General features: G+C 68.5%; 19 protein-coding genes. 12 read left to right on the top strand and 7 right to left on the bottom strand.

Features of this window, described 5'->3' with window-relative positions; all coding sequences use genetic code 11:
- The first annotated feature begins 101 nt into the window (after window positions 1-101).
- From eccCa to OG766_RS26175, 7 genes are all read left to right on the top strand, one after another.
- Entirely contained in the window at window positions 102-4,070 is a 3,969-nt protein-coding gene (gene eccCa / locus OG766_RS26205) for a type VII secretion protein EccCa (RefSeq protein WP_266384068.1), read from the top strand.
- A 249-nt stretch (window positions 4,071-4,319) separates the two neighbouring features.
- Window positions 4,320-4,883 carry a hypothetical protein gene (locus OG766_RS26200; protein WP_266384066.1) on the top strand — a complete coding sequence of 188 codons (564 nt, stop codon included), beginning with the start codon at window positions 4,320-4,322 and terminating at the stop codon, window positions 4,881-4,883.
- A 62-nt stretch (window positions 4,884-4,945) separates the two neighbouring features.
- Complete coding sequence (locus OG766_RS26195) at window positions 4,946-5,449, top strand: hypothetical protein (protein WP_266384064.1); 504 nt, start codon at window positions 4,946-4,948, stop codon at window positions 5,447-5,449.
- A 2-nt stretch (window positions 5,450-5,451) separates the two neighbouring features.
- Window positions 5,452-7,764, top strand: a complete 2,313-nt coding sequence (locus OG766_RS26190; RefSeq protein ID WP_328726323.1) for a hypothetical protein — start codon at window positions 5,452-5,454, stop codon at window positions 7,762-7,764.
- Window positions 7,765-7,837: 73 nt separating this feature from the next.
- Complete coding sequence (locus OG766_RS26185) at window positions 7,838-8,386, top strand: hypothetical protein (protein WP_328726322.1); 549 nt, start codon at window positions 7,838-7,840, stop codon at window positions 8,384-8,386.
- Window positions 8,387-8,571: 185 nt separating this feature from the next.
- On the top strand, window positions 8,572-9,228 hold the full coding sequence (locus OG766_RS26180; protein WP_328726321.1) for a hypothetical protein: 657 nt from the start codon (window positions 8,572-8,574) through the stop codon (window positions 9,226-9,228).
- Between the two features lie 414 nt (window positions 9,229-9,642).
- Window positions 9,643-10,077: a hypothetical protein gene (locus OG766_RS26175; protein WP_328726320.1), complete on the top strand. Its 435-nt coding sequence runs from the start codon at window positions 9,643-9,645 to the stop codon at window positions 10,075-10,077.
- A 159-nt stretch (window positions 10,078-10,236) separates the two neighbouring features.
- Here the strand turns inward: OG766_RS26175 and OG766_RS26170 are convergent, their stop codons facing one another.
- The 7 genes from OG766_RS26170 to eccB form a co-directional block, all read right to left on the bottom strand.
- A complete protein-coding gene (locus tag OG766_RS26170; protein WP_266384055.1) occupies window positions 10,237-10,539 on the bottom strand; it encodes a WXG100 family type VII secretion target in 303 nt (100 codons plus the stop codon).
- Window positions 10,540-10,606: 67 nt separating this feature from the next.
- Window positions 10,607-10,960: a WXG100 family type VII secretion target gene (locus OG766_RS26165; RefSeq protein WP_266384053.1), complete on the bottom strand. Its 354-nt coding sequence runs from the start codon at window positions 10,958-10,960 to the stop codon at window positions 10,607-10,609.
- 121 nt (window positions 10,961-11,081) lie between these two features.
- Window positions 11,082-12,287, bottom strand: a complete 1,206-nt coding sequence (locus OG766_RS26160; protein ID WP_328726319.1) for a S8 family serine peptidase — start codon at window positions 12,285-12,287, stop codon at window positions 11,082-11,084.
- Window positions 12,288-12,362: 75 nt separating this feature from the next.
- The gene (locus tag OG766_RS26155) at window positions 12,363-14,108 is read right to left on the bottom strand and encodes a hypothetical protein (protein ID WP_328726318.1); all 1,746 of its coding nucleotides are present in this window, start codon (window positions 14,106-14,108) and stop codon (window positions 12,363-12,365) included.
- Window positions 14,109-14,114: 6 nt separating this feature from the next.
- Window positions 14,115-14,564, bottom strand: coding sequence for a hypothetical protein (locus OG766_RS26150; protein ID WP_328726317.1), 450 nt, complete (start codon window positions 14,562-14,564; stop codon window positions 14,115-14,117).
- A 235-nt stretch (window positions 14,565-14,799) separates the two neighbouring features.
- A complete protein-coding gene (mycP, locus tag OG766_RS26145; RefSeq protein ID WP_328726316.1) occupies window positions 14,800-16,080 on the bottom strand; it encodes a type VII secretion-associated serine protease mycosin in 1,281 nt (426 codons plus the stop codon).
- A gap of 14 nt (window positions 16,081-16,094) precedes the next feature.
- Complete coding sequence (eccB, locus tag OG766_RS26140; RefSeq protein WP_266384040.1) at window positions 16,095-17,615, bottom strand: type VII secretion protein EccB; 1,521 nt, start codon at window positions 17,613-17,615, stop codon at window positions 16,095-16,097.
- A gap of 181 nt (window positions 17,616-17,796) precedes the next feature.
- Between eccB and eccE the strand changes: the two genes are divergently transcribed.
- From eccE to OG766_RS26115, 5 genes are all read left to right on the top strand, one after another.
- Entirely contained in the window at window positions 17,797-19,131 is a 1,335-nt protein-coding gene (eccE, locus tag OG766_RS26135) for a type VII secretion protein EccE (protein ID WP_266384038.1), read from the top strand.
- On the top strand, window positions 19,131-19,850 hold the full coding sequence (locus tag OG766_RS26130) for a hypothetical protein (RefSeq protein ID WP_266384034.1): 720 nt from the start codon (window positions 19,131-19,133) through the stop codon (window positions 19,848-19,850). The genes eccE and OG766_RS26130 overlap by 1 nt, the downstream gene beginning before the upstream one ends.
- A 230-nt stretch (window positions 19,851-20,080) precedes the next feature.
- On the top strand, window positions 20,081-20,314 hold the full coding sequence (locus tag OG766_RS26125) for a DUF397 domain-containing protein (RefSeq protein WP_266384031.1): 234 nt from the start codon (window positions 20,081-20,083) through the stop codon (window positions 20,312-20,314).
- 439 nt (window positions 20,315-20,753) lie between these two features.
- Window positions 20,754-23,750, top strand: coding sequence for an SCO5717 family growth-regulating ATPase (locus tag OG766_RS26120; protein ID WP_328726315.1), 2,997 nt, complete (start codon window positions 20,754-20,756; stop codon window positions 23,748-23,750).
- 208 nt (window positions 23,751-23,958) lie between these two features.
- Window positions 23,959-25,866, top strand: a complete 1,908-nt coding sequence (locus OG766_RS26115) for an ABC transporter substrate-binding protein (RefSeq protein ID WP_266384025.1) — start codon at window positions 23,959-23,961, stop codon at window positions 25,864-25,866.
- Window positions 25,867-25,868: the final 2 nt, after the last annotated feature.

Raw genomic sequence — 25,868 nt, 5'->3', positions numbered from 1 at the left:
CCCGCACCCCCGCGCAAGTAGGATCCCTCCCCGCGGACGGAACCCGTCGCCACGGGGGCGCCGATAGGAACATTTCCGTCCGGCAAGGGAATTGGTGAGCTGTGAGTCAGATCGTCGTCAAGCGCCCACCACGGGCCCTGCCGTCCGAAGTGCCCGGCGAGCAGGTGCAGCTGCAACCACCGCCCGAGTTGCCCAGAGGGCAGCAGGAGGGCGTGCTGATGCAGCTGCTGCCGATGCTCGGTATGGGCGGTTCCGTCGTCTTCTTCTTCATGACGCCGAATCCGATCATGCGGATCATGGGCATGGTGATGATCGCGTCGACGGTCGCGATGGGCATCGCCATGCTGGTGCGCTACCGGCGCGGTACCCAGGGCCAGCTCGCCGATCTGCGCCGCGACTACCTCAAGTACCTGACCCAGACCCGGCGTACGGTCCTGAGGACCGCCCGTCTGCAGCGGGACGCGCAGTTCTATCTGCACCCGTCGCCCGAGCAACTGTGGGCGCTGGTCGCCGAGGGCAGCCGGGTGTGGGAACGCCGGACGGGTGACGACGACTTCGCGCAGGTGCGCATCGGCCTGGGCAGCCAGCAGCTGGCGACGCCGCTCATGGCGCCCGACACCGCGCCGGTGGACGAGCTGGAGCCGCTGACCGCGGGCGCGATGCAGAAGTTCCTCAGCACGCACGGCACTCTCGACGGGCTGCCGATGGCCGTGTCGCTGCGCGCCTTCTACCACCTGACGGTGAGCGGCGAGCCGGAGTCGGTGCGCTCCACCGCGCGCGCGATGGTCGGCTCGCTGGCCTCGCTGCACTCCCCCGAGGACCTCGTGGTCGCGATCGCGGCCGGCTCCGCCGCCGCTCCGCACTGGGAGTGGGCGAAGTGGCTGCCGCACGTTCAGGCGCCCGGCGCCGCCGACGGTGCGGGCAGCCGCCGCCTCATCACCACCGACGCGGGCGAACTGCAGGACATGCTCGCGAGCCACCTCGAAGGGCGGCCCCGCTTCCAGGGCGGCCACCAGCCGCTGCTCGACCGGCCTCACGTCGTCGTCGTGCTCGACGGTCAGTCCGTGCCCCCGATGTCGGCGCTCGCCGCCGCCGAAGGGCTGCAGGGTGTGACGCTCATCGAGGTCGTGCCCGGTGAGATGGCCGCGATGCGCGGCGGGCTGTCCGTCTCGGTCCACCCCGACTCCCTGCAACTGGAGTCGGGGCACGGCCTGGTGTACGACGGAATGCCCGACCGGCTCAGCGTCGAGGCCGCCGAGGCGCTCGCCCGACAGCTCGCCCCGTTGCGCGTCGCCATGGGCGGTGACGACGACGAACCCCTGCTCGCCAACCTTGAGTTCACCGATCTGCTGAACCTGGGCGACGCCGCTTCCGTCGACGTCAGCCGCACCTGGCGGCCCCGCTCGCAGGCCGAGCGGCTGCGCGTCCCGATCGGTGTGGGCGAGGACGGTTCCCCGGTCATGCTGGACCTCAAGGAGGCGGCGCAGGAGGGCATGGGCCCGCACGGGCTGTGCGTGGGCGCGACCGGTTCCGGAAAGTCCGAGTTGCTCCGTACGCTCGTACTCGGCCTCGCCGTGACGCACTCGTCGGAGACGCTGAACTTCGTCCTCGCGGACTTCAAGGGTGGCGCCACCTTCGCCGGCATGTCGCAGATGCCGCACGTCGCCGCGGTCATCACCAACCTCGCGGACGACCTGACGCTGGTCGATCGCATGGGCGACTCCATCCGCGGTGAGCTCAACCGCCGGCAGGAGATGCTGCGCGACGCGGGCAACTACGCCAACATCCACGACTACGAGAAGGCGCGCGCGGCCGGTGCCCCGCTGCAGCCCATTCCGTCGCTCGTCCTCGTCATCGACGAGTTCAGCGAACTCCTCACCGCGATGCCGGACTTCATCGAGATGTTCGTCCAGATCGGCCGCATCGGCCGCTCGCTCGGCGTCCATCTGCTGCTGGCCTCGCAGCGTCTGGAGGAGGGCCGGCTGCGCGGCCTGGAGACGTATCTGTCGTACCGGATCGGTCTGCGCACGTTCTCCGCGGCCGAGTCGCGTGCGGCGATCGGCGTCCCCGACGCGTACCAGCTGCCGAACGTCCCCGGCTCCGGCTATCTGAAGTTCGGCACGGACGAGATGGTGCGGTTCAAGGCCGCGTACGTCTCCGGGGTGTACCGGTCGAACGCGCACCACGCGGCGGTGCCCGGCGGTCCGCTGCCCGTGGACCGCAGGCCCGTGCCGTTCACGGCCGCGCCCGTGCCGGTCCGCTACGCCGCGCCCACCGCCCAGGCCGCCGTGCCGGAGGCGCGTACTCCGGAGGACGACGCGCTCGCCGACTCCGTGCTCGACGTGATCGTGCGACGGCTCGAGGGCCGGGGCGCGGAGGCTCACCAGGTGTGGCTGCCGCCGCTGGACAACCCGCCGCCGCTGGACGAGATCCTGCCGGACCTCGCCGGTGTGGAGGGACGCGGACTGACGCAGCCGGGATTCGAGGGCGCGGGCAAGCTCGTCGTCCCGCTGGGCGTCGTCGACAAGCCCTTCGAGCAGCGCCGTGACGTGCTCTACCGGGACTTCTCCGGGGCGGCGGGCCACATGCAGATCGTCGGCGGCCCGCAGTCCGGCAAGTCGACCCTGCTGAGGACCCTCATCTCGGCGTTCGCGCTGACGCACACACCGCAGGAAGTGCAGTTCTACGGGCTGGACTTCGGCGGTGGCGGCATGTCGTCCATCGCGGGACTGCCGCACGTCGGCGGGGTCGCCTCGCGCCTGGACCCCGAGCGCGTCCGCCGCACCGTGGCCGAGGTCTACGGCATCCTCTCCCGGCGCGAGGAGTACTTCCGCAGCGCCGGGATCGACTCGATCGCCACGTACCGCAGGCTCCGCAGCCGCGGTGAGATCTCCGTGACGGACCAGCCGTGGGGCGATGTCTTCCTGGTCATCGACGGCTGGGGCAACTTCCGCAGCGACTACGAGGGACTGGAGTCCGCGGTCGTCGACATGGCGGTGCGCGGGCTGGGCTACGGCATCCACGTGATCCTGACGGCGTCCCGGTCGATGGACGTGCGCTCCAACATCAAGGACCACCTGATGAACCGCCTGGAACTGCGTCTGGGCGACACCATGGACTCCGAGGTGGACCGCAAGATCGCCATGAACGTGCCGCAGGGAGTCCCCGGCCGCGGTCTGGTTCCCGAGAAGCTGCACTTCATGGCGTCGGTACCGCGTATCGACGGCATCCAGTCCGACAGCGACCTGTCCGAGGCGACCTCCGCGATGGTGCAGGAGGTCAGTCGCCACTGGCCGGGCGCCGCCGCCCCGAAGGTGCGTCTGCTCCCGCGCGAGCTCGCCGGGGACCAGCTTCCCGCGGGGTTCGCCGAACCCCGGCGGGGAGTGTCGTTCGCGATCGACGAGAACAACCTGGAACCCGTGTTCGCCGACTTCGGCCGCGACCCGTTCTTCCTGGTGTTCGGTGAGAGCGAGTCCGGCAAGTCGAACCTGCTGCGCCTGCTCATCAAGCAGTTGACGCAACGGTACGACGGCAACGCCGCCAAGTTCTTCGTGATCGACAACCGGCGCGCGCTGCTCGACGTCACCCCCGCCACGCACCTGGCCGAGTACGTGCCGATGTCCAACAACATGGAGCACCACGTCGACGCGCTGGCGGACCTGATGCAGCGCCGTGCGCCGTCCGCCGACGTCACGGCCCAGCAGCTTCGCGACCGCAGCTGGTGGCAGGGCCCGGACGTCTTCGTGGTCGTCGACGACTACGACCTCGTGTCCACGTCGAGCGGCAACCCGCTGGCCAAGCTCACGGAGCACCTGCCCTTCGCGCGGGACGTCGGTGTCCGCTTCATCATCGCGCGCAACTCGGCGGGCGCGAGCCGCGCGGCGTACGAGCCGTTCGTGCAACGAATGATGGAACTCGGCGCACAGGGCCTCCTGCTCTCCGGCGACCCGCAGGAGGGCGAGGTGCTCGGCGTCCGTATGCGGCCCATGCCCGCGGGACGAGGCATCTTCGTGTCCCGGCAGCGGGGGAAGCCGTTGGTGCAGACGGGGTGGCTGGGGGATCCGCAGTGACCGCGTGACGACGTGACCGCTTGATTGACCGCTTGACCGCTTGGCTGCTTGACCGGCGTGCGGTGCCTGGCGTGAGGTGCCTGGCATGCGGTGCCTGGCGCCCTCGGAAGGGCGCCGGCGGCTACCGCGCAGAGGCTGGACGCCCCCAGAGCTCCCGGCGTGTGCCCGCACGGGCGGGCACACGCCGGACGTCGAGCCGGGGGCCATTCGCAGAGAGGGACCAGAGGAGTGTCTGGATTTGCCATATTCATGGTGGTCTTCGGCGTGGCGTTCATCGCGCTCGGCCTCGCGGATCACCGGGCGATCTGGTGGCGGTTCCAGGCACAGCGGCATTCCGACCCTGCCGCCGCCGAGCCCTCCAGCGCCGGGTTCCTCGTCCAGCGGCTGTGCTGTTTCGCGGCGGCAGGCCTGGCGTTCTACGGCTCGTGGACCAACTACCAGCTCCACGAACGAGAGCGGCCCGACGGAGCCGGTCAGGCGGAGGTGCTGGAACGGACCGTCGCCGTGGCGGAGTGGCTGGACGGCTCGAGGATGTCCCCGGTGTTCGAAGGGGACGACGGCGCGTGGAACGAGCGCATGGACCCACAGCTCGACGGACCGGAGAGGGACGACCCGACGGCGCTTCTGGTGTGGCGTTCGGGCGAGCTGACGCCGAAGGGCAACGTGGAGCACTACGAGGTGAGCAATTCGGACGGCACCACATGCCTGAAGGTCACGGCCAAGCCTTCGGCCGACCAGCCGGTGCCGGAGGGCATGTCTCCGATCGACTTCGACCTGCGCGCCGCCGCCGCGGAGGGCCCCTGCACGAAGTGAGCACAGAAACCCCAATCGATTCCTCTTGAAGCGCCGGGTGAAGAACGGGAAAGGTGTGGCAGATGGCGTGGGACGAGTGGGAACAGCTCAAGACGCAGGCGGCCGGCCGTGAGTCGGAGCAGATGCAGTTGAACCGGGTGCCTGACGAGGGCGGCGGCGGAGGCAGCTACGGCGACCTCACGACTTCCGAGAGCGATCTCGCGAAGATCGGGTCGAACGCATTCAAACTGTTCAACCGCTTGTACGACGAGGCGCGTGTGGCCGGCCCCAGCAGCTCCAAAGCCGCTGAAGACCTCAAGACCCAGGGCTTCGAACTCGGTGGAGGGCTCGCCCACGTGGCCAAGCGATGGGACGAACAGCTCGGCTCCCTCCGGGACGCCTGCTCCCACATCTCGAACCACATGCGGGTGACCAAGAAGATCCACAAGAACGACGAGCACTACATCACCGGGCAGCTCAGCAGTATCGCCACGCTGGACAGCGGATTCGACGAGCGCGTGGGGCAGCCGGGCGAGAAGAACCCGATCTACGGCGAGAAGAAGAAGGACGAGAAGGACAAGGACTAGTCATGGATCTCGAAACTCTTCGTTCCGCGAAGTTCGGCCTTCTCGACGAAGCCGTCGCCGACTGGACGACCTTGGTCGGCAAGCTGGCAAGCCTGAAGGAGGACGCCGACGACGGGCTCCGCGAACAGGCGAACAAGGCCAGCTGGACGGGCGAGAACGCGAAGATCTCCAAGCAGTTCATCGGCAGAACGGCCGGCGAGTTCGCCGACGCGCACACCCAGGCCACGTCGATCCGCAACATCCTGCGGGACGCTTGCAGCGAGCTCAAGGACTACCGGACCAAGCTCAACGACGCGATCGAACGCGGTCTCAAGAAGAACCTGACCGTCGTCACGACCGGTAGCGGCTTCACGGTCAGCATGAACATCCATCCCGACCAGGTCGGGACAGGAAAGAGCGTCCCCAGTCACACCGAGGCGGCCGTCACGGCCCTCCGGGACGAGGTTCAGAAGATCCTCGACGGCGCGACCCAGAGCGACAGCTCCGCGACCAAGGTCCTCAAGGCACTCGTCGACCAGAGCAAGCTCGGCTTCTCCGACGCCAACTACGCGGACCGCGACGCGGCCGCTGACGCGCTCAAGGAAGCCGACGACCTGGCGAAGCTGGCGAAGAAGAAGCCCGAGGACCTCACCGTCCAGGAGTTCGACCGACTCAACGCCGGCCTGAAGAAGTACGCCAACGACGACCTCTTCGCCGAGCGGTTCGCCACGAACCTCGGCGGCAAGGGAACGCTGGACTTCTGGGCGGAGCTCAACAGGCCCATGGTCAATCCCGAGCTCATGCACGAGCGACGTGAACAGTTCGACGACCTCCAGAAGAGTCTGGGCCTGACACTGGCGACCGCCAGTCAGAGCGACACGGCCGCCATGGAGACATGGAAGCGGGACGTCGTCGCCTTCGCCGACAAGCCGCTGGAGAAGAACGGCGGAATGCCCTTCGGTGGTCAGGTCATGAGCAACCTGATGCGGTGGGGCGACTACGACGACAAGTTCCTGAACGAGTACGGCAACAAGCTCGTCGCGGCGGAGAAGAAGCTCACCCACAACGGCGCCCACGTGGCCTGGCAGCCCATCGGCATGTTCCCGCAGCTGAACCACACGGGAACCGACTCCGGCTGGGACCCGATGACCGGCTACTTCAAGGCTCTTGCCAACAGCCCTGCGGCCGCCACCGAGTTCTTCGGCGACACGTTCGTCACGAAGGACGAGGACCACGACTTCAAGGTGGAGGGCAAGGACGACCGGCGGTCTCTCAGCAACTTCGAGTACTTCTTCGAAGAGCGCGACTGGCCCAAGGACTACGACAAGGACATGGAGGAGAGCATCGCGGGGCGTAACAACCTGGCCATGGCGCTGGAGGCAGCGACGACCGGCCACCCGGCGGGCGAAAAGCCGACGGCCGACCTGGCGCCGCACTCGGATCAGCAGGCCCGGCTGATGGAATCCCTCGTCAAGTCGATCGCGGAAGACGACACACGCCTGACGAAGTACGGCTACATGTCCGACAGCATGGGACAGATCGCGTCTGAATATCTACCAGATATCAATCGCGCCACGACGGACACGAATCCGGACCCAAATGCCACCCAGGGGGAGAAGACCGCGAGGGGAAATGTGGAGAAACTCTTCCCTGTCGCCGGCTCAGAAGCAATTTTCGACCACCGAGATGTGTCGCGTTTCCTGCTCTCCGTAGGACAGGACCCGGAGGGATACGCAGCCGTACAAGTAAGCCAAAAGGGCTACATGGCTGACCTCATGGACTACCACCTGAATCCAGAACTCCCGGAGTACCAGCGCTACAGCGGCGACCAGAAGCTCCTTGTCCATGAGATTGCGCACTCGACCGGCGAGGTTTCAGCCTCTTTGAACGTAGGCAGGCAGGAAGCTCTGGCCGGCGCGGCAGAAGAAGCAGACAAGAAGTACGAACAGTCCATTGCCCAATGGAAGAGCGGAATCTCCGGGGGAATTGGGACCGGAATCGGCGTGGGTGTTTCCTTCATCGCCAGCCCTGTGGTAGGCGCTGCGGTTGGCGGTGGGGCAACCACCATCAGCGGCGTCATTCTCGAACAGGTCTTTCAGGATGCCGAGGGCAAGGCCAAGGATGAGGCCGGCGGCAAGATGGGCGAAAAGTGGGAAAACGGACTGGAAGATAGCATCAAGCACGCTGTGACCGCCGCCGACACTGCGGCAAGGGTTCACGACCTCCCCAATGGCTCGGATCTTGTGGAGAGCGCCCGTACCGGTGCACGGAACGGTTACGACCTGGGTGGCGGTTTCACCGAAAGCGTGGCCAAGGACCTGCAGACCGACATCTAGACCAATGTGGTTGTGACAGCATCGCACTTCGCCGCCGCAATCGGATCCCTTCAACAACGTACAAGAGGTTGCGTTGAATAAATCCTCCGTCCCGCTTAGGGCGAGCTTCAGGCTCGCCTGTGCCGCCCTGATGGCCGGCCTAGCGCTGACCGGATGTTCCGAGGAAACTCAGAACGCGAAGAAGTACTCGGCTCCCAATTCGCTGTGCGGCATGGGGGTGAAGCCCGCGTCTCTGACTCCTTTCCTTCCGGGAGGCTCCTCACTTTCGTCAGCCGAGGAAGCCCCAGTGAAGGGGACCAAACAGTGTGAAATCCGTGTCGACGGGAAGCCTGCTCTGGTGGCTAGCCAGGAATGGCGGGAGAAAGGGGCGAGGATCACCGCGGTGGCACTCGACACCAAACACATCGACATGGCGGCGTACGAGACGACTGGCAGCTATCTCTACGAAGCCGGAGGCGCGGTGGCCCGAGTCGAACCATGCCAGGACCCCTCGTTCAAGGGGGACATGTTCGCAATCATCGAAGTGCGTTCACCCGACCTCGGCACCACAGACGCCATGAAGCAGCTAATCACGGAGTACGCCAAATCAGTCAGGGAATCCGAGGCCTGCTCTAGCGGGTGAACTGTACGTCCGCTCGCTGTCGTGACCAACTCCGGAGACTGCGGGCTGTTTTTGCCGCCGTGTTCGCCACCTCAGCGCGGCTCCCTTATCGGCCCGGGCGGCATCGTAGCCGGAGGTGTGGCCGGGACCGCTGATCGAAGGTCAGGGAGTTCCACGCCAGATGGACGCAAAGAAGGACTGAATCCATGGCCGCCATGCCGAAGAAGGTTGTCATCCCCCTCGCAGCGTTGCTGTGCGTCGCTTCGGCCACTGCCGCAGCGTACGCATTCGGGTTCCCTCCGTTCGAGCGGCGTGGCGACATCAGAGCGAGCGACGTGTGCGAGTCCCTGGGCAAGTCCGCAAAGGTGGTTCCAGCGCTGAAGGGATCGCTACCAAGCGAGCCTGGGTACAAGTTTGATGACAGGTTGGACGGCAGAGACATCACGCAGGGTGCCTCGGATTACACCGCCGACTGTCTCGTTTGGGGCGAGGGTCGCGTCCTGCTCAGCGCCAGGACCGAGATGATGCTCACCGAGACCGCCGAGAACATGGGTTCCGAGACTTACGACGTCCGCGACTGGGCGAAGGAAGCCCTCAATGTTCGCGAATCCGATATCAAGAGTTTCACAGCGGGAACCAGAGGTGTGAACGTGGCTCGCAAGGCAGCCATCTTGGTACCGTGCGCGTCGCCCGGACATATTCCAGGTGGAACGTACAGCCTCAGCGTTGTTGTGGACTTGAGGAAGCATGAAGGATCAGGCAAGCCTGAGGTCCGCCAGGACTTGATTGATCTCGCTATCAACGCGGCGCGATTTTCCCACCAGAAGGCGAAGTGCGATCTTCCCTCCAGGCTGCCCGGCTAACGGCTGGCCTGTATGGATGCGAGCGCCCTCTGGGAGAAGAACCAGGGACCTGAGCGCATCCATCGCGCACGGCCAGATTGCAGCCGTCAACGCGGCCGAGTCCCACGGGCTTCCCGATCAGGAATAGGTAGCGGAATGGGCTCTTACGGGCGCGACAACGATCTCAACGATGCCGCCACCAATGGCGAGGCCATGGCGGACCACCTCACCATGGAGGTTCCTCCCCATGACACCTGCCAGCCCACACACAATTCCCAGACGGGGTGAGATCGTTTCGCCTCGACGGCTGGCTCCGCGGCGGCCTATCCCACTCAGGCGGATCTCTGCTATCGCAGTAGCCGCACAGCTCGCGCTGGTACTCACCGCATGCTCGCAGCCGGAGGAGAAGCGGTCCTTCGCCCTGCCGTCGGACCTGTGCGGCACACCGGTGCCGCCGCCGCACTCGACGCGGTACTGCCCAAGAACGGCAAGAACCTGGAGGCGCGCGCGTCGTCGCGAGAGGTGGGCCGCACGCACTGCGAGGTGTTCGTCGATGACAAGGCAGTGTTCAGCGCCTTCTCCGAGTGGAAGGCGGACGCCTCCGTGAGGAAGGTGGCCCGAAGCAACCCGTACGTTGACCTCGATGAGCACACCAGCGAGGACGGAACGTACATGTGGTCCGGACGCGGCGGCGTGCGCCGTATCCCCTGCCCGGTGGCCGCCAAGGACCATCCCGACCTGAACCAACTCTTCGTCAGAGTCCTCATCTGGGACAAGAATTTCTCGGATGCGGACGCGGCCAAGAAGCTCCTGCTCGCCTACGGGAAGTCCGTCACCGACTCGGCGGACTGCAAAGGGCCCGTGTCATGAGACGGGTCCGCGCCCTGCGCATCTGAGCAAACAGCAGAAACCCCGAGAGCCGCCAGTGCGGCTCCCGGGGTTTCTCGCATCGGACGGACGGAGGGTGGGCACCCCTCGCGCGTGCCCACCCCTGGTCAGCGTCCCGAGGCGTCGGCCGAAGCCGGAGGCTCAGGCGAAGTAGCTGGCGGCCTTCTTGTCGCCGCCCATGTAGTCGCCGCCCGCGTTCGCCACGACCTGGCCGATCTGCATGAGGGCGCGGTGGATGTCCGCAGCTTCCTTGTCCCACTTCACCTGCTCCTGGACGTAGGCGTTGTGCGCCTCGCCCTCCCAGCCGGCGGCAACGGTGGCCATAGCGGTCTTGATCTCCCGCAGGTCCTCTTCGAGCTTCTTGGCCTGGTTGCCGAGCGTGGTCGCCGCCATGTCGAGGCCGTCGTACTTGACGACGAGCTCGTCACCCGAGTTCATGCCCATGATTCCCTCATCTCACGTGTTGTGGTCACTCGGCTGTCGCGCGCCGAGATCGAATGCACCCAGCGGCTCAGAGGCTGCTGATGCCGGACTTCGGAGCAGCGCTGGTGCCGACACCGAGGTCGACGTTGATCGCCTGCACGGCAGCGCGGACATCGTCCTCCGTGCCGTCCTTGATCTTCCTCGAGCTGCTCATCGCCTCGAGGAACTTCGCGAGGATGTTGCCGAGACCCACCATGGAGGTGTTGATCTCCTGCTGCTTCGTGTTGAAGGCCCCGGCGCCGATGCCCTTCCACTGGCCCTCAAGGCTGTCGATCGTGCCCTGAATCTGCTGGAGCTGGCCCTTGATCGAGTTGAACTTCTCGAAGAGCTGCTTCTCGAGCTGGATGACTTGCTGGTCTGAAAGCCGCTGGCCCTGTGACACGGTTGCGTTTCCCTTCTGAACTACTGTTGTGAATGGCTGCGTTGCGCTTCACCAGGCAATGGCGAGTGAAGCACAACGTGAGGTGAAGGTCTGAACGGGCCGTGGTGGCCCGGACGTTCGGTCAGGCGCTGCGACGCTTGCGTACGACAACGAAGGCGCCGACTGCGATGACCACGGCTGCGCCGATCCCGCTGATGAGTCCCAACTGACCGCCGTCATCAGTGCTCTTGCTGGAGCCTGTCACGACGGCGTCCGACTCCGCCCTGCCCTTGGGTGCTTGTGACGAAGCTGGTGCAGAGGGGGCGGATGAGGCGGAGGACGAGTCGCCGCCGGCAGTGCCCCCGCCGACCTTGGTGTTGGTGAGGGGGCTGATGCCCGGGTCGCCGGGCTTGCCCACGCCGCGGTTGATGTGAGCGCCGGGACGGACGATGCCGTGGCCGAGGTAGTTGCTCACCGTGCCCTCCTTCCAGTCCTCACCGCGTCCCGCGGACTCGAACATGACACGGAGGACCTGGTTCGCTGTCCAGTCGGGGTGGGCAGACCAGATGAGCGCGGCGGACGCTGAAGCGATGGCGGTGGCGTAGCTGGTGCCCTCGCCCTCGCAGTAGCTCTTGAACTTTTCGTCGCACCACTTGGGCATGTTGCTGCCGGGGGCAGCGATGTCCACGTAGTCCCCGAATGTCGAGTAGTCGGCTACCTTGCCATCCTTGCCCGTTGCGGCAACGGCGACCGCCGCCGGATAGGCGGCCGGATACTGAACTTTGTTGGCTTCATCGGCGTTGTTCCCGGAACCCGCGAAAAGCAGCTTTCCCTTGGACTGGGCATACTGGACGGCCTGCCGATTGGCGGAGTTGTAGAAGTCGGTGGCCATGGAGACGTTGATGATCCGCGCATCACTGTCTGCTGCAGCCTTGATCGCCTCCTCCATGTCGAAGGCATTCACCTTCTGTTCGTTCTGCAGCTCGGTGTCACTGACCCGAAACGGAATCACCTGAGCATCCGGAGCCAACCCTTTGATGCCCCCGCCTGCACCGGTTCCGACGATGACTTCGGCCATTGTCGTGCCGTGGCCGGAGTAATCGTCGGTCTCGTCGCCCTTGGCCTCCGCCACATCCATTCCCTTGAGGACCTGACCCTTGAGGGACGGGGTAGCCGGGTTGACTCCGCTGTCAATGACGGCGACCTTCATCCCCTTGCCGGTCGAGGTCTTCCAGATCTCCTCGGCATGCATGGCACCCAAATACCACTGCATTGACTGTCCATCAGCAGCTTGCGCCGCAGGGGCAGCAATGACGGATCCGCACGCCATCGCTGCCATCACAGCCATGGCGCCGAGACCTCGCCGGAGCCTTCGGCCCTCGATCGTTCCTGCCGTCATTCTGACTTCCGAGCCTTCCAGTGGTTAGTCGATCACCGGCGGTACAGCACCGCGTCGGCGGTTCGCCCATGTCTCTTCGTCTTCGGTCAGGTAGTCAGGGCGGGCTGTGCCCTCCTGCTCCTCGGGTCCCTTTCGCCGCTGGTTGGCACGACCGCCGGTACCCCCTGTGGCACCGGGGCGCGCGCCGGGAGCGCGGGGGGCGCCGACGACTCCATTCACGCTGGGCGTACCACGCCCGACCGGTCGGGCGGCCTGGCTCGCGGAGTTGGCCCCCACAACACCTGCCTGGCTCGGCCGGGCGGCAGACGAACGACCCGCGGCCGGACTGTCTCCACCGATGATCGTGCCGCGGGGAATGCGCGATCCCGTGCTTCCGCCAGTGGCACGCTGAGGAGTGCCACCGATGATTCCGTTGCCCCGACCGCCGCTCTGTCCGCTCGTACCGGTGCTGCGTCCTGCGGCAGGCTGGCTTGTGCCTCCAGGGCGACCCACGATGGGGGCCTGGCTACTGCCTCCGCCTGTTCCGGGACGTCCGGTAGCGCCTCCTCCAGGCATGCCGGTGGCACTCGGGCGACCGATCATCGGCGAACGGCCGGACGACGTGGCGTTCGGAGCTGCCGGGGCCCGCCCGGTCGACGTGGCTGAGCGTCCCATGGGCGGCTGCGAGCTACCCGTGGTGCCGGCGCGGCCCACAGCCTTGCTCGGCTGCCCCCCTGCGGTCCTCGGATCGCCTGTCCGAGGAGCCGGACCGGCTCGTCCTGGCAGACCGAAGTTGGTGAGGGGCGGGGTGGACAGGCCGCTTCCCTGGTTGGGGTTGCTGACGGCAGTCGGCGGCGCCGTGGTCGGGCCGGTGGTCGTCGGCGGCGGGGCCGTGGCCACGCTGTCGATCTCCATCGATGTGGAGTCCGGGACGGAACCGGGCTTACCGGGCGCCTCGGTGCGCGGTGCCGGCTCGGCGACGCCGGACTCTCCCAGGCTCGTGGCTGGGCTGGGAGTACGCGAATCTCCCGAACGGCCGCCAGCCGACTCATAGCCCGTGGCATTGTCGATACTGCCCTTAGGCATCGGCACCGCAGCCTTGTACGCCGCCGGCGGCGTCGGCGCCTCCTGTGCGGCGAGCGTGCTCTGGGAGACCACGTAGAACGAGGCCAGGCGGTTCATCTGGTTGATGGCCTCCTGCCGGTCCTTTTCGACCTGCAGGGCCCTCTGGTACTCCGGGTTGTCGGCCGTCTGCTCGGGGAGCTTGAAGTCCTTGACGTCCTTCTGGATCACGCGGTTGTCGCGCGGCGGGCGCGCGTTGCGGACCGAGGTCAGGCCGGTGCTGGCGACCTTCATCTGGGCGCCGACCGCGTTGGCCATCTTGCCGACGGACCAGGCGTAGGTCACGACCTCCTTGCCGTAGCGCTGGAACTCCTTGGCGCCCTCGCCCTCCCAGTCGGTCTTCTTGACGAAAGCCTCGAGCTCCTTGGCAGCCTTGTTGATGGCGACGTTCGCCCTCTCCAGAGCCTCGCCGGCGTGCTCCAGGTCGGCAGGGTTGGTGCTCTCGAGAAAGTCCAGCATCTCGTTGAGCTTGCGGCCGTCGAACACGGTCGAGCCCAAGACGCTGCCGGTGGATCCGAAGCCGAAGACGTCGAAGAAGTCCTGCATCTGCTCCACCATGTCGGTGGCGGCGAACTGGCCTTCGATCTGCTCCTGGTCCTTCGCCTGCTCCTGCTCCTGCGTCGTCAGGGGCGGCTTGGTGTCGGACTTCGGCTGCTTCTCTTCACTCATCACTCGTCACCCCAGATCCTTGGTGCCGGACTTGGCATCCTGGCGAGGCTGTGCGGGCTCTGCGGGCTGCGCGGGCTTCTGCTGCTGCTCGCGCTCGAACGCTTCGTCCCGCTCCCTGTCCAGCCGGGCGCGGATCTCGTGGAACCGAGCGCGCTGCGCCTCTTCGACGTTGCCGTAGCCGACATCGGCCGCGTGCACGCCGATGCTGAGCAACTCGATCTGGTCGCCGAGCGACTTCGACAGCGTGACCAGTGCCTTGTGGACGCGGTTGTACTCCTTGTAGAAGCCCTCGGCCTCCACGAACGGCAACCCGACGCCGAACGACCCGCGGGTGACCCGCTCCGCCGCGACCTTTGTCTTGCCGCCGTCACTGGTCTCCAGGTCGGCGAGGGCCGCGTCGACCCGGCTCCGGAACTGCTTCAGCGCGCGTACTCCGACCTCAAGGTCACCTGCCATTGCCGCCCCCGTCACCAACTGCCTCGAGCACGAGCCAATCCTCCCCGTTTGCTACTGCTGTCCTACCTGCGATCGTGGTGTCCCACGGTCCGCCAACTACCTCGTACACCACTCTATCCACGGGCTATGACAGCCCCAAGTCTCTTATCCGTCACGAGACTTCTGCGGTTGGTCCGACGTGGACCCGTGTGCTGCTGCAACGTCATCGTCTCGTCCCGATCTCGCTGCGAACGTCTCATCCCACCGCACTCCGAGCGGTCCGCCGCTTGCGGCGTCGTGAGTCCCGCACCGTCACCGCACCGCCGGCGATGACCGCCACCAGGACTCCCCCGCCCACCACGACGTACGTCGCGACGCGGGCGTTGCGTTCGTCCGCGGATTCGCCGAGGTGGAGTTTGGCGGGGGTCGGGGCCTCGGCGCGCGTGAGGCCTTCGTGGGCGACCGGCTTCTCGATGGGTTCGTCGTCCTCGGTGAGGGCGCGGACCGGGTCGACGACGCCCCAGCCGACGAGCCGGTCGTGGCCGGCGACGGAGCGTTCCGCGGTCTGCTGGATCTGGGCGACGATCTGTTCCTGGGTCCAGTCCGTGTGCTTGCTCTTGATGAGTGCGGCGATGCCCGCGACGTACGGGGCGGAGAAGCTGGTGCCGTTGTCGGTGCAGTGGCCGCCGCCGGGGACGGTGGAGATCATGTCGACGCCCGGGGCGGCGATGCCGACGAAGTCGCCGGACTGGGAGAACGCCGCCCGTTCGTTGTTGCGGTCGGACGAGGCGACGGCCAGGACGCCTTCGAACGAAGCCGGGTAGGTCTTCTTGACGTTGCCGCCCATTCCGTCGTTGCCCGCCGAGGCGACGACGACGATGTCCTTGACCAGGGCCTTGTCGATGGCCTGCTGCAGCAGGGGCGAGGGCTTCACGGCGTTGGCCGTGTCCTGGGAGATGTTGATGACGTCGGCTTCCTTGGCCACCGCGTGGTCGATGGCCTTGGCCAGTGTCTGTGCGGTGCCGTGGCCCTCGGCGTCGTTCTGCTGGATGGGGATGATCATGGCGTCGGGCGCGAGGCCGACGAACCCGGTGCCCTTGGCGGGCCGGGCGGCGATGATGCCGGCGACCTTGGTGCCGTGGCCCACGGTGTCCGTGGTGCCGTCCTCCTTGCCGCGCTCGATCTTGTTGCCGTCGTCGTCCTTGAGGTTCTTGTCCAGGAGGTTGACGCCGCTCTTGACGTCGACCGCACGCGTCAGCTGCGGATTCCTGACGTCGACTCCGGTGTCGATGACGGCGACCCGCACGCCCTTGCCGGTGGACTGCTTCCACAGTTCGTCCAGCAGCACGCGTTGCAGCGCCCACGGGCGGCCCGCGTACTTCTTCCCGGGGTAGGTGCACTGATCGGTCGTGTCCGCCGACGCGGGCGCCACGGGCAGACCGATGACGGCGAGGAGCGCGGTGGCGGCCGCGGCGGTCAGCAGGCGAGGGCGCGGAAGGGCGCGCCGGTGCGGGCGAGAGCCGTGTGTGTACGTCATGTCGGGGCCGGTCCTCACGAACCCTGCGGCTGGCTCGCGGCACCGGTGGACAGGCGCGGGCCGGTGGGCAGGAAGGTGGACCAGGCGGCGGGCACCGGTACGGGATCCACGTCCTTGTACCCGAGCCGGTTCTGGGCCTGCTGGGCCTCCTGCGCCCGCGCCTCCTTCTCCTTCTTCGAGCCCGAGGACCCGATGCCGGAGTCGTCCGTGGCGCTGTCGCCGTTGGACTGCATCGCGTAGCGCAGCCCGGTGTCGGTGACCAGGAAGAGGAAGCCCGTGTCCGTGCGGGACCCTTTGAACTGGCGGAACAGCTGACCGGAGCCGGGAGTGACGTACGCGCTGCTCGAACCGGTCGGCAGGGGCGCGGGGAAGTCGGTGCCCGCCCAGGTGCTGAGGGTGGTCGTACCGTCGTCGTCCACCTCGCGCAGGACGTTGCACACGGTGTTGCGGCTTCCCTCGTCGGCGCCGGCCGAGTTGACGGGCTTCGGGGCCTGGGACGGCCACTTCTTGTCCTGGCCGAAGGCCTCGCCCGGCTGGAAGGTGGCGGCGCTGACGGACTTCGCCTGGCCGTCCTGACCCATGTCGATCAGGTCCTTGCTGTTGAGCAGCAGCTTGGCGGTGAAGTCGGTGACGGGCGCCACCCGGCCGGACAGGACGACGTACTGCTGGGTCCTGGTGCCGTCGGTGGCCTTGAGGACCATGCCGACCTTGTTCACGCCGGGCTCCAGGTCGCCGGGCACGCCGGCGTCCTGGCCGGCACCGGGGATCTTCGGGAACGCGATCTTGTCACCCTTGTGGAGGGTTTCCAGCCAGGCGGCGGAGACCCGCTGGGCCTCGCGGCCGAGGCCCACCACCTGGCGCAGCAGCAGTTCGTCCTTCTCCACGGGGTAGGCGGTGCCCTCGGCGTCGACGACGTAGCGGACCTTGTCCGGGCCCTCCACGTACATCAGTTCACCGCCGCGCAGCCGGTTCGCGCCCTCGGTCTTCTTCTCCTCGCGCTCGGCGAGGACGAACGCCGCCTTCTGGATGGCCAGGCCGCCTTCGCCCGGCCGCTCGCAGACGGCCCAGCGCTTGGCGACGCCGGCGTCCTTGGCGTCGGGCAGCCGGTCGGGGGCGTACGGGATGCCGAGAGTGGCGCCGTGCGGGATCTTGCCGTTGTCGAGGACCGACTCGTCGACGTTGATGACCTTGCCCTTGTCGGGCAGGAGGAGCAGCTTCGCCGACGACATGTTGAGGACCGGGTGGAGCTGCGTCTTGCCGTTGGTCTTCAGAACGACATAGCGAGTTGTCGATTTGCTGGCGATGATGACGTTCTCGCCGGGCGAGTCCCATTTCTGGGGTGCCACCGGCTTGAACATTCCCCAGGCGCCGAACACCGCGAGCACGACCACCCCGACGATGGCTCCGGGAACCACCGCACGCAACGGACGAGGTGCGCCCTCCTCCGAGCCGGTCGTGTTTGGCTGCACGAACTGCGCGACCAGTCTCCGCTTCGCGAAGGTGTATGCGTTGAGTTCGTCCCGACGTGATGCCATCTGTCCGCTGTCCCTCTCCCCGCTGGGCGACCAGATTCCCACACCCACGTCATGGGGCCCGCCGCCGCACCGCCCCCTACTATGCCTGCTGGCGCTTGCTCCCCACTGCTCAGGTAGGGTGATCGCCCGGTCAACGCCCATAAGAATTTGGCAAATACGGACACGAGGGGGCAACGCGGCGATGGGTACGGCGACGCGCGCGCGAAGTGGGCGGACTTCCGGACAGGCCCCGGGCAGTTCCCGGCGGCAACGCAGCAACGTCCCTGCGGCCGCGCCCCCTCGGACGGCCCCGGCCTCAACGACCCTGCGGCCCCTGTCGCGTACCAGCCGGATCGGCCCTCTCCAGCTGCGGCAGCTGATGCTCGTCGAGCTGGCACTCGCGCTGGTCGTGGTGGGGGCCGCGCTCGGCGGACTCTGGTTGGTGCCCGCGGTCGTCGTCGCCTCGGTCCTGGTGCTGCTCGCGGTGCTGCGCCGACGCGGCCACGCTCTGCAGGACTGGCTGGCGACCGCGCTGGGTCTGCGCGCGCGGCGGCGGGCCGCCGAGCCCTCCCCCGCGGATCTGGACCCCTCGCTGGCGCCGCTCGTCGAGGCGATGCCGGGACTGCGCCCGCACACCTATGTGGACCGTGACCGGCGTACGGTCGGCATGCTCGGCGACGGCACGTTCCTGACGGCCGTCGTACGGGTCGAGGCGAGCGGTTCCGCACTGCGTCCCGCCTTCGGCGCGCGGGCCCTGCCGCTGTCGCTGCTGGGCGGTGCGCTCCAGGTCGACGACATCACGCTGGAGTCGGTACAGCTGGTGCAGCAGGTGCGCTCGGCGCCCGCGCCGCACCTGCCGCAGCAGTCGGTCGCCCGGCTCTCGTACGCCCCGCTCCAGGAGCGCACCGGCGCACCCGCGTTGAGGATGACCTGGGTCGCGGTGAAGCTGGACCCGGAGCTCTGCCGCGAGGCGGTCGAGGCCCGCGGCGGCGGGGCCGAGGGCGCCCAGCGCTGTCTCGTACGCGTCGCGGACCATGTGGCGAGCCGTATCACCGGAGCAGGGTTCCAGGCCGTGGTCCTGGACCAGGAGGAGCTCAACTCCACGATGGCGACGGCGGCCTGTGCGAGTCCCAGGGCCGCGGCGCTCGCCGGCCGGCCGGGTGCCACCGCACAGCGCCGCACCACCGAGACGTCGCGGGTCTGGCGCTGCGACGACCGCTGGCACACGACGTACGCCGTCGGCCGCTGGCCCGAGCTGGGCCGCGGGGCGCAGCCGCTGCCCAAACTGGTGTCGACCCTCACCTCGGCCCCGGCCTACGCGACCACCTTCAGCCTCACCCTGCGCCGGGGTGCACACAAGGGAGCGATGACCGTGGGCGGCCACGTACGGATCACCGGCGGCTCGGACACCGAACTGGTCGGGGTCCGGCGGGTGTTGGAGCAGGCAGCCCGGACGGCGAAGGTCGGACTGCAGCGACTGGACCGCGAGCAGCTGCCCGGCGCGCTGGCGACGATGCCGCTGGGAGGTGCGCGGTGATGGGCGTGACGACCGGAACGGCAGGACGGCTGCGCGGGCTGCTCGGCCCGCGCCACGCGGGTCACACCATGGCGGCGGACGACCTCGGGGCGCTTTCCCTGCCCGTCGGGGACGACGGCGTCGTCATCGGTGACGACGCCGAGGGCCGCCCGCAGATGGTGGGGTTCCACCGATCGACTCCCTACGACGTCCTGCTGATCGGCGGGCTCTGGACGGCGCAGGTGCTGGCGCTCCGTGCGGCGGGCACAGGCGCACGGGTGGTGGTGGAGACGGGCCGTGCCCAGGCGTGGACGATGCTGGCGCAGGCCGCGGGCGCGGGCCTGGAGTGCATCACGCTCCACGATGTGGGGCGCGTCCCGCCGATGGGCGCCACGGTCGGCAGTCCGGTGGTCGTCATCCGGGACTGCGGCATGCGGCCGCCGCGAGGGCGCGTGGTGTCGTCGCCCTGGCAGTCGGTGCTGACACTGCTTCCGTATCTGAGCCCGGTCGCGCCGCGGCTGCTGCGTGACTCGACGCTGGTGGGGGTGCAGCGGGTCTCGCCGCAGGAGGCGGAGCAGATCGGCCGGATCCTGGGGCTGTCCCGGGCGGAGAGCGACGCGCTGCCGACGCTGGCGGACGGGGTCACGCTCTGGGTGTCCGGTCGTGAGCGGCAATGGGTGATGACGAGCGCGACGGACGCCGAGACCGGACTGCTGGGCGTGGCCCGCCGGATGGACTGAGGACGGCTGCCGGCGCGGGCCGGCGGGCGCGGTCCGAAGATCGGGAGCCCCGTTCCGGAACGGGAGTGGCCGCGAACTCCGCTGGATAGGATGCCCGGTGTGACGGGGGCAACATCCAACTGCGCGGCGCCTCACGGGAAGTCCCCTGGAAAAGGGGGCATGACCGGGCCGTTCCGGGCTCTTTCGCCCCGGCACCACCGAAAGCGGCACCACCGAAAGGAACGTGGCTCATGGGGAGCGCACAAGAGAAGGACGAGCTCTACGCCCTCGACATCTCCGGCGTCGAGTGGCACGGCGCCCCCGGCACCACCGCGGACGAGGAGCGGGTCGAGATCGCGTATCTGCCCGACGGTGCCGTCGCGATGCGGTCGTCGATGGACCGGGACACCGTGCTTCGGTACACCGAGGCCGAGTGGCGGGCGTTCGTCCTGGGTGCGCGCGACGGGGAGTTCGATCTGCGCTGAGCGCCTGCGGCGGCCGGACGACCCCGGGGCGGGACGGTCGGATCCAGAACCGAGTACGGGTTCGGGCACCCGGGGCCGGGGCCGGGTCCGGAAGTTGACCGGGGGCCGTACGGCGAGCGGCGTGCGCCGTCAGCATGTGACGATCCTGTAGCGCCTCGACTGGCATGGTCCGTACGGCTTTGCCCGGTTCACCCCTCACGCTGCGGCCCACCCGTGTCACACGGGGGCAGTGCTGAGGCAGGGGTGACCTACCGGACAGTCGTCGACGGGTGGTCCGGCCTGCCGTACTGACAGCGTTGACGATTAGGGTGGGTCAGAGCGCGGCGAGAACCTGCGGGCAGGTGCGCGGCGTCGTACGGGGGAGAGCCGGGCGGACCGGAAGACGGCACGGTCGCCCCCACCCACCACGGCACAAGGGTGCTCGACCACAGGAGGCAAAGTGAACGGCGATCGGGACGAGATCCGCGGGGACTGGAGCGTGCCCGTCGACGATCAGTCCGACGCGGAGCCCGCGGAGCTGACGGGTGAGTTCACCATCGACTACACCCCGCCTGCCTGGTACACGCAGAATGCGTCAGGGGATTCGGCGGGGGGCCCGGCCACGCAGGGAGGGACCCCTCCGCCGCCGTCCGGAGCGCCGGTCGCCGTGCCCGGACTGCCTCCGGGCAGTGGCTTCGAGCCGAACTGGCCGCCCGTGACGCCCGCACCCGCGCAGACCCAGACGCCCGAGCAGTCGTCCGTGCCCGCTCAGCCGCCGGTGCCGGCGCCCGAGACCGCGCCGGTCGCCCCGGTTGATCCGATAGCCCCCGCGCCTGTCGCCGCTTCGGCCGATACGGGCGGCGGCGCACCTCAGCCGTTCGGCGACGGGGACATCGAGAGCGGCGCGACGATGCGGTTCTCCCCCGCCGCGCTGAAGCGCGAGATCGCGGAGAGGGAGGCGGCCGCAGCGGCGGAGGCCGAGGCCAACGCTGACTCCGCCCCCGCCCCCGCCCCCGGACTCGACGCCGATGAGGCCGCGGGTGAGAGGACGGACGGGGCCGACACCCCCGTGGCCGCCGCTTCGGCGGCGACGGCCGAGGACCAGGACGCGGACAGCGACACCGGTGCGGCGCACGAGGACAGCACCGACGAGCCGGCCGTCGTCGAGCCCGCCGACGCCGCACCCGGCGATTCCGCCCCGCAGGACTCCGCTCCGCAGGACTCCGCCCCGGTGGTCACGTCGGGGGAAACCGCCCCGAGCGCGCAGGGCACGGGCCTGCCCCCGCTGCCGCCCGCGTTCCAGCCGGCCGCGCCGACGGCGGCGCCTCAGTGGCCCGTACAGGCACAGCAGGCCGACCAGCCCGCGATGCCGGCGCAACAGCAGCCGCAGCAGCCGCAAGCGCAGCCCACTTGGCCCGCGCACACCGCGGGCGTCGGCCCTCAGCAGGGTGGTTACGGCTTCCCGCAGCCTGGTGCGGAGAACCCCAACCTCCCCGCCCAGCAGGGTGGTTACGGCTTCCCCCAGCCTGGTGCGGAGAACCCCAACCTCCCCGCCCAGCAGGGTGGCTACGGCTTCCCCCAGCCTGGTGCGGAGAACCCCAACCTCCCCGCCCAGCAGGGTGGCTACGGCTTCCCGCAGCCCCAGCACCTCCCGGCCCACCAGCCGCAGGCCCAGCAGCCGCAGGCCCAGCAGCCCGGCGTTCCCCTGCCGCCCGCCATGCCGGGCCCCAACCCGCAGCCGGTGCACGGCGGTTACGGCTTCCCGCAGGTGCAGCAGCAGCCCGGTGTGCCCGCCCAGCAGACTCCCCAGGTTCCGCAGGCACCGCACACGCCACACCAGCCACACACACCGCAGACACCGCAGACACCGCAGACACCGCATACACCGCAGACACCGAACCAGCACCAGGTCCAGCAGCCTCCGGCCGCTCCCGTCGACCCGCGGACCGGGGCGGCCTGGCCCACACCCGTCGCGCACGACCAGCGTGAGCGTTCCGTGCCGGGCGCCCCGCTCGGCTACACCGCGGCCGTCGAGCTCTCCTCCGACCGCCTGCTGCGCAACAACAAGCAGAAGGCCAAGTCGAGCCGTAACCCCTCCGGTGCCGCCGCCCGTTTCAAGCTCGGCGGCAAGAAGGAGGAGGCCGAGCGGCAGCGCAAGCTCGAGCTGATCCGTACGCCGGTGCTTTCGTGCTACCGCATCGCGGTGATCAGCCTCAAGGGCGGCGTCGGCAAGACGACGACCACCACCGCGCTCGGCGCCACCCTGGCCACCGAGCGCCAGGACAAGATCCTGGCCATCGACGCCAACCCGGACGCGGGCACGCTCGGGCGACGGGTGCGGCGCGAGACCGGCGCGACCATCCGCGACCTGGTCCAGGCGATCCCGTACCTCAACTCGTACATGGACATCCGCCGGTTCACCTCGCAGGCGCCCTCCGGTCTGGAGATCATCGCCAACGACGTGGACCCGGCCGTCTCGACGACCTTCAACGACGAGGACTACCGCCGTGCGATCGAGGTGCTGGGCAAGCAGTACCCGGTCATCCTCACCGACTCCGGCACCGGTCTCCTCTACAGCGCGATGCGCGGTGTGCTGGACCTCGCCGACCAGCTGATCATCATCTCCACCCCGTCCGTGGACGGCGCGAGCAGCGCCAGCACCACGCTCGACTGGCTCTCCGCACACGGCTACGCGGATCTGGTGCAGCGCTCGATCACGGTGATCTCCGGTGTCCGCGAGACCGGCAAGATGATCAAGGTCGAGGACATCGTGCAGCACTTCGAGACCCGCTGCCGCGGTGTCGTGGTCGTGCCGTTCGACGAGCACCTGTCGGCGGGCGCCGAGGTCGATCTGGACATGATGCGACCGAAGACCCGTGAGGCGTACTTCAATCTGTCCGCGATGGTCGCCGAGGACTTCGTACGGGCTCAGCAGGCCCAGGGGCTGTGGACGGCCGGCGGTCAGGGGCACCAGCCCCCGCACATGGCGCCGCCGATGCCGCACCAGCCGTACGCGGCCCAGCCGCAGGCGGGCCAGCCGCAGCCGGGCCAGCCCTATCCGCCGAACCCGCACCAGCCGCCGCACGCCGGACAACAGCCCCAGGCGGGTCAGCAGCCGCAGGGCGGGCTGCCCCCGTACGGCGGGCAGCAGCCATACGGAGGACAGCAGCCGTACGGCGGACCCGTCCCGGGCGCGCAGCAGCAGTGGCACCATTCGCTGCCTCCCCAGGCGCAGTCCGCGCCGAGCCCGGCCGGGCAGCCCCCGGCGCAGCCGGGTCCCTTCCCGGGCCCGCCCGCCCAGCCTCCGGCTCAGGCCCAGATCCCCGGCCCGCCCGGCCCGCACGGCGAGCAGCCCGGTCAGCCCGAACTCCCGGGTGCCGTTCCGCCCGCCGGATACGGCTACCCGCAGCAGCAGCCGCAACAGCCCCCGCAGGCACCGCCGGCTCCTCAGCAGTAGGGCTTCAGCGGTTCAGACCAATGAGGGCCCGCACCGTGTTCCACGGTGCGGGCTCTTCGGCGTTCTCGCAGCCCACAACGGACTTGACGCGGCGTCACAGGATCGTTGACTCGTCTGGACCACGCTGATAGACCTTCGCATCACCAGTTGGCGCCCAGAAGATCCACGTGCCTCCTCCAAGCGAGTTACGACGCGAGGTCAACGTCCTATGATCACAACGGCTCCGCACCTCACCCGTCGGCCGAAAGGCCTCCCCCGGCCGCGTCGCGTTCTCCGGCTGCTGGTCGCCTCCGGCATCGTGGCCTCAGCCCTCGCCGTCGCACCGCCGCATCCGCAGGCGTCGGCCGATGCCCGGGCGGTCACGACCGAAACGGACGGCAAGGTCGGCAAGGACGGCAAGGACGGCGCGGACAACGTCCTGACCGTCGCCGTCTCGCAGAGCGTGGACTCCCTCAGTCCGTTCCTGGCGCAGCGACTGGTCTCCACCAGCGTCCACCGCCTCGTCTACGAGTACCTGACGAACTACGACGCCAAGGACGCGCGCCCGATCCCGGGCCTCGCCACCGCCTGGACGCCGTCCGCGGACAAGCTGACGTGGACGTACACGATCCGCAAGAACTCCACCTGGTCCGACGGCAGGCCGGTGACGTCGGCCGACGCCGCCTGGACGTTCAACAAGATGATGACGGACCCGAACGCCGCCACCGCCAACGGCAGCTTCACCGCCAACTTCCGGAAGGTCACCGCCCCGGACCCCGAGACGCTGGTCATCGAGCTGAAGAAACCCCAGGCGAACATGACCGCGCTCGATGTGCCGATCGTCCCCAAGCACGTCTGGGAGAAGGTCGGCGACTTCTCGAAGTTCAACAACGACAAGCAGTTCCCGGTCGTCGGCAACGGCCCGTTCGTCCTCACCGACTTCAAGGTCGACCAGTACATCAGGTTCAGGCCCAACAAGACCTTCTGGCGCGGCGCACCGAAGTTCGACGAGCTGGTGTTCAGGTACTACAAGGACGGGGACGCGGCGGTCGCCGCGCTGCGCAAGGGCGAGGTCTCCTTCGTTCCCAACCTCACCCCGGCCCAGGCCGCGGCGCTGGAGAACGCCGAGAACATCAAGGTCAACGACGCACCGGGCCGTCGCTTCTTCGCCCTCGCCACCAACCCCGGCGCCCGGGCCAGGAACGGCGGACGATTCGGCAGCGGCCATCCGGCGCTCCTCGACCCGGTGGTGCGGAAGGCGCTGTTCCATGCGGTCGACCGCAAGACCATCGTCGACAAGGTCTTCCGGGGCCACGCCGTGGAGGGCGAGGGCTACATCCCGCCGCGCTTCGGCCCGTACTTCTGGAAACCGGACACCACCCGGCGGATCGCGTACGACCCGGCGATGGCGGCCGCCCTGCTCGACCGGGCCGGATACCGGAAGAACAGCAGTGGAAAGCGCGTCGGCAAGGACGGCAAGGCCCTGGACTTCCGCATCCTCTGCCACGCCACCGACCCGAACGACAAGGCGATCGGCAAGTACCTCCAGGAGTGGTGGGGCGCGCTCGGCGTCGGGCTGAAGGTCGACTGCCTCGACAACGTCTCCGACCCCTGGCTCAAGGGCGACTACGACCTGGCGTTCGACGGCTGGTCCGTCAATCCCGACCCGGACTTCGTCCTGTCCATCCACACCTGCTCCGCGCTCCCCGCCACCCCCCGGGACACCGGGGCGACGGACAACTTCATCTGCGACAAGCAGTTCGACGAGCTGTACGCGCAGCAGGCCGTCGAGTACGACGCGACCAGGCGGAGCGCTCTGGTCAGGCAGATGCAGTCCCGGCTGTACGACACCGGATTCATGAACGTGATGGCCTATCCGAACGCGCTCGAGGCGTACCGCACGGACCAGATCAAGTCCATCACGACGATGCCCGAGGCGGCCGGCAATCTGTACGGCCAGGACGGCTACTGGAGCTGGTGGTCGGCGGAGCCGGCCGCGGCCGGCGGCTCGTCGTCCGGCGGCGGCGGTTCCTCCGCCGCCGTGGCCATCGGCATCGGGGTGTCGGTCGTCCTGGTCATAGCGGTCGGTGTCCTCACCAGCCGGCGCCGCCGTGCCTCCGCGGACGACCGTGAGTAGCC

It is taken from the genome of Streptomyces sp. NBC_00259 (genome assembly GCF_036181745.1).
GTDB classification, from domain to species: domain Bacteria; phylum Actinomycetota; class Actinomycetes; order Streptomycetales; family Streptomycetaceae; genus Streptomyces; species Streptomyces pratisoli.
Note: the sequence above shows the minus strand (reverse complement) of the source record. Positions and strands in the feature narration are given on the sequence as shown.